Origin of the sequence: Mycobacterium sp. (assembly GCF_040509115.1) — a bacterium.
Taxonomy (GTDB): domain Bacteria; phylum Actinomycetota; class Actinomycetes; order Mycobacteriales; family Mycobacteriaceae; genus Mycobacterium.
Genome location: NZ_JBEVLO010000178.1, coordinates 1 through 8,417, shown reverse-complemented (window position 1 = coordinate 8,417; position 8,417 = coordinate 1). Strand labels below are relative to the sequence as shown.

At 64.8% G+C, this 8,417-nt stretch carries 8 protein-coding genes, 1 rRNA gene and 1 pseudogene; 3 read left to right on the top strand and 7 right to left on the bottom strand.

Annotated features, from left to right (window positions below):
- From ABW137_RS12775 to ABW137_RS12765, 3 genes are all read right to left on the bottom strand, one after another.
- Positions 1–591 (bottom strand): 16S ribosomal RNA (locus tag ABW137_RS12775); the annotation flags it as partial.
- Positions 592–1,000: 409 nt separating this feature from the next.
- Positions 1,001–2,263: a tyrosine--tRNA ligase gene (tyrS, locus tag ABW137_RS12770; protein ID WP_526400410.1), complete on the bottom strand. Its 1,263-nt coding sequence runs from the start codon at positions 2,261–2,263 to the stop codon at positions 1,001–1,003.
- 50 nt (positions 2,264–2,313) lie between these two features.
- Positions 2,314–2,964, bottom strand: a complete 651-nt coding sequence (locus tag ABW137_RS12765; protein WP_526400408.1) for a DNA-3-methyladenine glycosylase — start codon at positions 2,962–2,964, stop codon at positions 2,314–2,316.
- Between the two features lie 18 nt (positions 2,965–2,982).
- Between ABW137_RS12765 and ABW137_RS12760 the strand changes: the two genes are divergently transcribed.
- From ABW137_RS12760 to ABW137_RS12750, 3 genes are read left to right on the top strand one after another with little or no spacing between them, the layout of a single operon-like run.
- Complete coding sequence (locus tag ABW137_RS12760) at positions 2,983–3,747, top strand: ABC transporter ATP-binding protein (protein WP_526400406.1); 765 nt, start codon at positions 2,983–2,985, stop codon at positions 3,745–3,747.
- Positions 3,681–4,499 (top strand): ABC transporter permease, encoded by an 819-nt coding sequence (locus ABW137_RS12755; RefSeq protein ID WP_526400404.1) that lies wholly within the window; start codon positions 3,681–3,683, stop codon positions 4,497–4,499. Before ABW137_RS12760 ends, ABW137_RS12755 begins: the two co-directional genes overlap by 67 nt.
- The gene (locus ABW137_RS12750) at positions 4,496–5,107 is read left to right on the top strand and encodes a TetR/AcrR family transcriptional regulator (RefSeq protein WP_526400402.1); all 612 of its coding nucleotides are present in this window, start codon (positions 4,496–4,498) and stop codon (positions 5,105–5,107) included. Before ABW137_RS12755 ends, ABW137_RS12750 begins: the two co-directional genes overlap by 4 nt.
- A gap of 127 nt (positions 5,108–5,234) precedes the next feature.
- Here ABW137_RS12750 and ABW137_RS12745 read toward each other — a convergent pair.
- The 4 genes and pseudogenes from ABW137_RS12745 to ABW137_RS12730 all read right to left on the bottom strand — a co-directional run bounded on the left by ABW137_RS12745 (position 5,235) and on the right by ABW137_RS12730 (position 8,370).
- Positions 5,235–5,863 (bottom strand): annotated as a pseudogene (locus tag ABW137_RS12745) (SDR family NAD(P)-dependent oxidoreductase).
- A 73-nt stretch (positions 5,864–5,936) separates the two neighbouring features.
- The gene (locus ABW137_RS12740) at positions 5,937–6,809 is read right to left on the bottom strand and encodes an MBL fold metallo-hydrolase (protein ID WP_526400400.1); all 873 of its coding nucleotides are present in this window, start codon (positions 6,807–6,809) and stop codon (positions 5,937–5,939) included.
- Complete coding sequence (locus tag ABW137_RS12735) at positions 6,806–7,372, bottom strand: hypothetical protein (RefSeq protein WP_526400398.1); 567 nt, start codon at positions 7,370–7,372, stop codon at positions 6,806–6,808. The genes ABW137_RS12740 and ABW137_RS12735 overlap by 4 nt, the downstream gene beginning before the upstream one ends.
- 59 nt (positions 7,373–7,431) lie before the next feature.
- Positions 7,432–8,370 carry an alpha/beta hydrolase gene (locus tag ABW137_RS12730; protein ID WP_526400396.1) on the bottom strand — a complete coding sequence of 313 codons (939 nt, stop codon included), beginning with the start codon at positions 8,368–8,370 and terminating at the stop codon, positions 7,432–7,434.
- Positions 8,371–8,417: the final 47 nt, after the last annotated feature.

Below are 8,417 nucleotides of genomic sequence, written 5' to 3'. Positions count from 1 at the left end.
AGCTGTGAGTTTTCACGAACAACGCGACAAACCACCTACGAGCTCTTTACGCCCAGTAATTCCGGACAACGCTCGGACCCTACGTATTACCGCGGCTGCTGGCACGTAGTTGGCCGGTCCTTCTTCTGCACATACCGTCACTCGCGCTTCGTCTGTGCTGAAAGAGGTTTACAACCCGAAGGCCGTCGTCCCTCACGCGGCGTCGCTGCATCAGGCTTGCGCCCATTGTGCAATATTCCCCACTGCTGCCTCCCGTAGGAGTCTGGGCCGTATCTCAGTCCCAGTGTGGCCGGACACCCTCTCAGGCCGGCTACCCGTCGTCGCCTTGGTAGGCCATTACCCCACCAACAAGCTGATAGGCCGCGGGCCCATCCCACACCGCAAAAGCTTTCCACCACACACCATGAGGCGCATGATCATATTCGGTATTAGACCCAGTTTCCCAGGCTTATCCCAAAGTGCAGGGCAGATCACCCACGTGTTACTCACCCGTTCGCCACTCGAGCACCCCGAAGGGCCTTTCCGTTCGACTTGCATGTGTTAAGCACGCCGCCAGCGTTCGTCCTGAGCCAGAATCAAACTCTCCAAACAAAAACAACCCACACCAACAGGCACAGGTGAATTCAAATCAGAAAGATTCGACCCAACAAAAAGACACCAAAACTGGCATCCAAAAAAACAACCACCCGCACAGACAGGAAGACGAGGAGTCCCCCACACGGGCAGCCAAAAACAACAAACAAAAACCACCAAACACACTATTGAGTTCTCAAACAACACACCCGACATCTCCGCCTGACCGCGCAACAACCCCGCGACTTTCGCCGCGTGCCTGTAGAGCGGACAGTTGGAAGACCGCCCATACTAGGGCAGGTCTTCCTCGGTGATGCCGTCGCGCTCCTCGGCTTGGCCGGGTCGCGGCGACTTGGACTAAGTTACGTGCCGGATAACGGAGAGTCAAACTGCCTGGTCAGAGGCGTGTCCGACAGAAGTTCAGGGTCTAGAGCTTCCGCTCAACACCCGCAATGTTGCGTTTTCCGCGCCGCAGCACCAGCCATCGACCGTGCAGGAAGTCCGACGCCTCCGGCACCCAGTCATCGCTCTCGACCCGGACGTTGTTCGCGTAGACGCCACCCTCGGCAAGCGTGCGGCGGGCCTCGCCCTTGCTCTTCGTCAGGCCGGTGGCCACCAGCAGGTCGCCGATCACCTCTTGCCCACCCGGCGTGAACTCCGCCACGGAGGTCTCGCGCAGAGCCGCACCAAGCGTGGATTCGTCCAGGCCACCCAGCTCGGCCCTACCGAATAGTGCCTGGCTGGCGAGTTCGACGGCATCGGTCGCGGCTTGGCCGTGCACCAACGTGGTCAGCTCGCGCGCGAGGCGCCGTTGTCCGGCCCGTTCGTGTGGCCGCTCACTCGTCGCGGTCTCCAGCTCCCCCACCTCGTCGGCCGACAGGAACGTGAACCACCGCAAGTACCGGACGACGTCGGCGTCGGCGGTGTTGAAGAAGTACTGGTACCACGCGTAGGGGCTGGTCAGCTCGGGATCCAGCCACACGTTCCCGCCGCCGGTCGACTTGCCGAACTTCTTTCCGTCGGCCGATGTCACCAGCGGCACGGTCAGCGCGTGGGCGGTGGCGCCGAGCCTCTGCCGCACCAACCGCACACCGGCGATGATGTTGCCCCACTGATCGGAACCGCCGATCTGCAGCGCGCAGCCGTACTTCTGATGGAGTTCCACGAAGTCGTTGGCCTGCAACAGCATGTAACTGAACTCGGTGTACGAGATGCCGTCGCCGTCGAGGCGCCGACGGATGGTCTCGCGGTCGAGCATCACGTTGACCGAGAAGTGCTTGCCCAAGTCACGAAGGAATTCGATCGCCGACAACTCGCGTGTCCAGGACAGGTTGTTCACGACGATCGCGCCGGTCGGCGACCCGTCGAACTCGACGAACCGTTCCAATTGCCCGCGGATGCGGTCGGACCACTCGGCGACGGTGTCGGCGCTGTTCAGGGTGCGTTCCGTGCTTTCCCGCGGGTCGCCGATCATGCCCGTGGCCCCGCCCGCCAGCACGATCGGCCGATGGCCTGCGCGCTGGAAGCGTTGCAGGGTCAGCAGGGGTATCAGGCTCCCGGCGTGCAGACTAGGCGCCGTCGGATCGAAGCCGGCATAGAGCGTGAGCGGCCCCTCTGCCAGTGCCGCGGCCAGGGCGTCGCGATCGGTGCTCTGCGCGATCAGGCCGCGCCACTCCAGTTCGTCGAGGATGCCGGGGCTCTTAGAATCCTGCACAGAAGTCACGAATCAATCCTTCCGCATCAGTCGCTCATCCCCGGCGCGGGTGCCCGCGGACTGCGCCGATAGGCCGACACCTCCGGACTGCCCGACAGCCAGAACCGCCACGGCCGGTCGGCGGCCTTACTGACCCCGACCCGCGGTCCGCTGGTGACTGAGCAGGGCTCCGCCAGCACGAGGGTGACGGGTCCGTCGGGGTCGAATAGGTCGATCCCGTTGTCCGCCATGGTGATTCCGAGAGCCGAACACAGATTCCCTGGCCCCCTGGCCAAGGCGGTCGCACGCACCGACGGACCGCGGCGGGCGAATGCCGTTGCCGACCCGTCGGTGATCACCGCGGCGCGGAGCAGGACCGCGGCGGCCTCGCCGTCGTCACCGCAGACCACGTTCGCGCACACGTGGATGCCGTGACTGCGGTAGGCGTACAGCCGACCGGCAGGCCCGAACATCACGGTGTTGCGTCCGCCTGCACCCCGGAACGAGTGCGCGGCGGCGTCGGGCCAGGGTCCGTCGGCCGGTCCGCCGTAGGCCTCGACCTCGACGATGGTCGCCGTCACGCCGCGGCCCTCCAGTTCGGCGCCGACCAGGAGTCGGGCGGCTGCGATCGGGTCGGTCGCCAACAGGTCCGCGCTCACACGGGAATTGTGCCGGGCGCCCTTGACAGCCCCGGCCATGGGGCGGATATTCATCACATGATGACTTCATCGCACGATGAATTAAATCGCGAGAGCGGCCACCCCGCCGTCGCGATCGAGCATCTGACGGTCGTCCGCGGCAAGCGCACGGCATTGGACGACGTCACCGTGCGAATCGCGCCAGGCACGATCACCGGAGTCCTTGGGCCGTCGGGATGTGGCAAGACCACCCTGATCCGCTGCATCGTCGGCACCCAGGTCATCGCGTCGGGTTCGGTCAGCGTGCTGGGCAGGCCCGCAGGCTCGGCCGACCTCCGACACCGCGTCGGCTACGTCACCCAGGACGCCACCATCTATCCGGACCTCCGAGTGATCGACAACGTCCGCTACTTCGCCTCGCTGTACGGATCCGATGCCACAGCCGCTGACGACGCCGTCACCAACGTCGGCCTCGACGATCACCGAACGGCCTTGTGCGGCAACCTCTCCGGCGGCCAACGCACCAGGGTTTCGCTGGCCTGTGCGCTGGTCGCGCGCCCGGACCTGCTGGTCCTCGACGAACCCACCGTCGGCCTTGACCCCGTGCTGAGAGTCGACCTCTGGGAGCAGTTCGACCACCTGGCTCGGCGCGGCACCACGCTGCTGGTCTCCAGCCACGTGATGGACGAGGCCGACCATTGCGGCGACCTGCTGCTCCTGCGCGAGGGTCGGCTCCTCGCCCACACCACACCGACCCAGCTGCGAGAGGACACGGGATGTCAGTCACTGGAGGAAGCGTTTCTGTCCGTCATTCGGCGCAGCACCGAACCCGCCCTCGGCTGAGTCCGCAGGCCTACCTGGCCACCACCGGGCGGATCTTGCGGCAACTCGCCGGCGATCACCGCAGCGTGGCGATGATCCTCGTCGTCCCCAGCCTCATCATCACGCTGATGTACTTCATGTTCCAGGACGCGCCGCACCCGCCGGGTGCGCCGTCGCCGTTCAACAACGCCTGCCTGATCATGCTCGGCGTCTTCCCATTGATCGTGATGTTCCTCATCACCTCGATCACCATGCAGCGCGAACGGGTCTCGGGAACCCTGGAGCGCATCCTCACCACTCCCCTGCGTCGACTGGATCTGCTGGCCGCCTACGGCACCGCCTTCTCGATCGCCGCCGCCGCGCAAGCCACGCTGGCATGCGTCATCTCGTTCTGGCTGCTCGGACTCGACACCGCAGGCAGCCCCGGTCTGGTCTTCGCGATCGCGATCATCAACGCCGTCCTCGGCGTCGGACTCGGCCTGCTGTGTAGCGCGTTCGCGCGCACCGAGTTTCAGGCCGTCCAGTTCATGCCCGTGGTCATCGCGCCGCAACTGCTGCTGTGCGGGATCATCGTGCCACGCGACGCCCTGCCGGACTGGCTGCAGTGGATCAGCAACGTGATGCCCGCCAGTTACGCCCTCGAGGCACTCAAGGAGGTCGGCGCGCACCAGGACCTGACCGCCACCGCGGCCCGTGACATCGCGGTGGTGATCGGGTTCGCCGTGGTCGCGCTGTGCCTGGCGGCGGCCACCCTGCGACGCAGGACGCCGTGAGCCCGTCGAACCGCAAGCGGCCCGGCCGCCCACCCGGAACGTCCGACACTCGCGATCGCATCCTGACCAATGCGCGGGAGATGTTCGCCCGCAACGGGATCGGCAATACGTCGATCCGCTCCATCGCCACCGCCGCGGCCGTCGACCCAGCTCTGGTACATCACTACTTCGGCACCAAGGAACAGCTGTTCGCCGCCGCGGTCCACATCCCCATCGACCCCATGCAGGTCATCGGACCGTTGCGGGAGGTCCCGGTCGAGCACCTCGGCCACGTGCTGCCGTCCCTGCTGTTGCCGCTGTGGGATTCGGAGATGGGATCGGGGTTCATCGCGACGCTGCGGTCGATGCTGGCCGGGGACGACGTCAGCCTGATCCGATCGTTCCTGCAGGACGTCATCACGGTCGAGGTGGGCTCGCGCGTCGACTCTCCCCCTGGCTCGGGCGCGGTACGGGTCCAATTCGTCGCTACTCAGTTGGTCGGCGTCGTCATGGCGCGGTACATCCTCGAGCTCGAGCCGTTCAAGTCGTTGCCCGTCCAACAGATCGCCGACACCATCGCGCCGAACATCCAGCGCTATCTGACGGGTGACCTACCCGGTCTGACCTAGACGGTATGGGTGACCGTCGGCGTTGAGTTGGGGGTTGCGGGCTGGGAGGCCCCGGTCTCTGTAGAGCGTACGAGTGTTGGGGTGGACGTGCACGCACGTTCGGTGGCGGCAGCGGCAATCGACGGCGTCACCGGTGAGGTGAGCCAGACCCGGTATGAAGTTCAGCGTGGGCCGCGCCCCCGGGGACGGGGCTGTTGCCGAGGGAGGTCCTCACCAGGCGGGTGAGGTCGTCAGCCAGCACTTCCTGGGCGCCGGCGGCGACCCCGTCCACGGCGGCCGCCGGGATGAGTCGCGGGTCGTTCTTGGGGACGTCGATGTGCGCAATCATGTCGGTGTCGATGAAGCCGACATGCAACGCAGTCACCGCAATGCCGCTTGTGGCCAGTTCCCCGCGCACACTGTCGGTTTGGGCCCACAGTGCCGCTTTGGCCCCGCAGTATGGACCGAAGGTGGCTGGATGCGTCCATGACAGCACCGAGGCAATGTTCAGGATGGCACTTGGAGCGTTCTCGCGCAGGGCAGGCACGAAGGCGCGGGTCACCGACAGCGTCCCGAAGTAATGCGTTTCCATCACCGCACGAATGGTGTCCATTGGGCCGTCCAGAAGTGACGCCGACGAGCCGTTCCCCGCGTTGTTCACCAACACGCCGCGGCGTAGACCTTGGCAGCCCCCCGGGGGACGAATTCCTCGGCCAGGTGACGGCCGAGGCCGCGGTTGGCTCCCGTCACCAGTGCGACAGATCCCTCAATCTGCATCAGTTGTCCTTCTATCGTCGAAACTGCGTGTTGGAACGCGGATGCGGGTCACAGCGATTCATGTCCGACGCCTCTACTTGTGGCGCTTGATCGCGTTGTGGGCGGAGTAGTACAGCGTCGTGAGATTGCCGTAATCGGGATACTTGGCCTGCATCGCCTCCACGAGTTCCTCCATCGACGAGGCGCGATGAAACGCAGCGGCGAAGTCCGCGATGTAGGAACGCGTGTCGGAGAGAACCCTGCGGCCGTCGTCGTCGGCTTCGGGCTTCTTGTGCCCGGCGATCACGATGCCGGGATTGAGACGCTGAAGCGTTTCCACGCTTTGGATCCATCTAATCCATTCGGCAGGCCCGCTCAACCCCAACATTTGGTGGATCTGGTTGTAGGCGACGTCACCGGCGACCACCGCTTCCAAGGATGGTATGTGCAACACGGCGCTGGGCGCGATGTCCCCCTGCCCGACCTCGATGGCACGCAGCTCATGCCCTTCGAGATCGATGACGTCGCCTTCGAGCGCCTCGGGCATCGTGCTGAGAACACTGAGGTCGTCGCCGAAAAATCCTCTACCCGTGCGGACCTCACGCTCGAAGTGTGTCGTCAGATAGCTCACGACTCCGGCAGTCGCCACGAACCGCGCTCCGGGGAAGCGCTCCATCAGCCGGCTGCTACCGAAGCAGTGATCACCGTGCCCATGGGTCACGAAGATCGTCGTTAGCTTCTTGCCCGTGGCCTCGATCATGTCACCGAGAGCATCCACGTCGGCCTTGACGAACTGGGAGTCGACCAGGACGACGTCGGTGTCCCCAGAGATCAACGTCGAGGTGATCGGCGAGAACGTCTGGTCGCCACCAATTGGGCGGGTCGGACTGGTGAACACCTGCAGCCGAAGCGATCCCGTGCCGCGATCAACTTGGTGACCGGGGCTTTGAGCAACGGGGTGGTTCATGCGGGCGCCTCCTCGGAATGGGCGAGCCGGACGTAGTCCGCCGCCTCCGCGCGCTTCTTGTTCTCCCACCGGTCGACTGCGACCTCCCCAAGTCCGGGGGCGACGAAGTCGACGATGTCTCGCAGGTGCAACACCTCCCCGGCCGCACCCCACGTGCCATCCTTGACTTCCTCGACGAAGACCCACAGCCGCAACTCGGGGTGCTTCCATCGACCATTCTCGGCTTCGGTCAACGCCTTGAGGATGTCGCGGTTGACCGCCGGGATGAACACGTCGTCGAGTTGGCCCTCGGGGATGCGGACGACGAACTTGTACACCGGGCCTCGGGGCGCCTCGGGTCCGACCGGAATTCCTGCCACATAGGTGTCGGTGCGGTGGACGAACATCCAGGCGATCGAGCTGGCCCGCTTGATGCTTGCCTGGACCGCGGCGGGATCTTCGACGAGGTCGACGATGCGACGCACTTCGTGTTCGACGAGCAGGTCGCTGACCCGACCGACGAACTTGCGCTCGGCTTCGGGCTCGAGGGCGCCGTTCTGGATGTAGAGATCACACATGGGCATGTCGGACTTCTCCTGTTCGTTGTGATTTATCGAAATTTGCTGCCTGGTAGGGTTTTTGGTCACACCGGCTTCGTGCGGACGGTGCCAGCTTCGGCGCGACTGGTCAGTGCTGCCCCGAGATGCTCGGTGAACCATTCCAGGGCGGCGTGACTGGTCTGCTCGAAATGCTGGCTGTAGGTATCGAAGTGCCCGCCCGGGTGGACGACGAGCCGCTTGGGTTCGGACGCGGTGTGGAAAACCTCTTGTTGCAGGTCCGGGAAGGTGACCCCATCGTTGGCCCCCACGATCATCAGCAGCGGGGTCGGCGACACATACGGCACCCAGCCCGCAGGTTCGAACGCAAGCATGTTCTCCACCGAACGCAACGTGACTTCGTTGACCCAAGTCGGCGTCAGCGCGGTAACCGCATCTACGTACCTAGGGCTGACCGCCGGTGGCAGGGCACACGGTTGGCCGGGCGTGGTGGCGAACACCGCAATGCGCGCTGGCTCGCTACCGCCCAGCCGAGACCGCCTATCGTCCGCGAAAAGCCTTTCAAGTTCGGCTCGTTGAGCAGAGCTGAACATCTGCGATCCGTTGCGGTGTCCGCTGACGTTCGGAATCTGGGCCACCACACACCCCACGCGGCCGTCGTTGGCCGCCAGCACCATCGCCAGGCCGCCGGCAAAACTCGATCCCCAGACACCGACCCGCACCCCGGGGTGCACCTCGGGCTGGGCTACGGCGAAACCGATTGCGTCACGCCAATCCGCCAGTTGGTGGAGGGGGTCCACCTCCAACCGCGGCGTGCCCGCCGACGTTCCGAAGCCTCGGTGATCGTAGACCAGAACCGCAAACCCGCCCGTGGCGAAAAGTGCTGCGTAGTGGTCGATTTGCTCCTTGACTCCGGAAAATCCGTGGGCCATGACGATGGCCGGGCCGTTTCCGCGATCGGGTGCGTGAAAGTACCCGCGGAGCACGGTGCCGTCTTCGACCCTGAATTCCACGTCACGTCTCATCGACATGAGCCTAGCCGTCATGGTTTTTTGATGCAACCATGAATTGA

Excerpts from the sequence above, each read along its gene's own strand:
- ABW137_RS12760 (WP_526400406.1), top strand. The coding sequence starts at position 2,983 with ATGATGACTTCATCGCACGATGAATTAAATCGCGAGAGCGGCCACCCC.
- ABW137_RS12740 (WP_526400400.1), bottom strand. The coding sequence starts at position 6,809 with ATGAACCACCCCGTTGCTCAAAGCCCCGGTCACCAAGTTGATCGCGGC.
- ABW137_RS12765 (WP_526400408.1), bottom strand. The coding sequence starts at position 2,964 with ATGGCCGGGGCTGTCAAGGGCGCCCGGCACAATTCCCGTGTGAGCGCG.
- ABW137_RS12755 (WP_526400404.1), top strand. The coding sequence starts at position 3,681 with ATGTCAGTCACTGGAGGAAGCGTTTCTGTCCGTCATTCGGCGCAGCAC.
- ABW137_RS12730 (WP_526400396.1), bottom strand. The coding sequence starts at position 8,370 with ATGAGACGTGACGTGGAATTCAGGGTCGAAGACGGCACCGTGCTCCGC.
- ABW137_RS12735 (WP_526400398.1), bottom strand. The coding sequence starts at position 7,372 with ATGCCCATGTGTGATCTCTACATCCAGAACGGCGCCCTCGAGCCCGAA.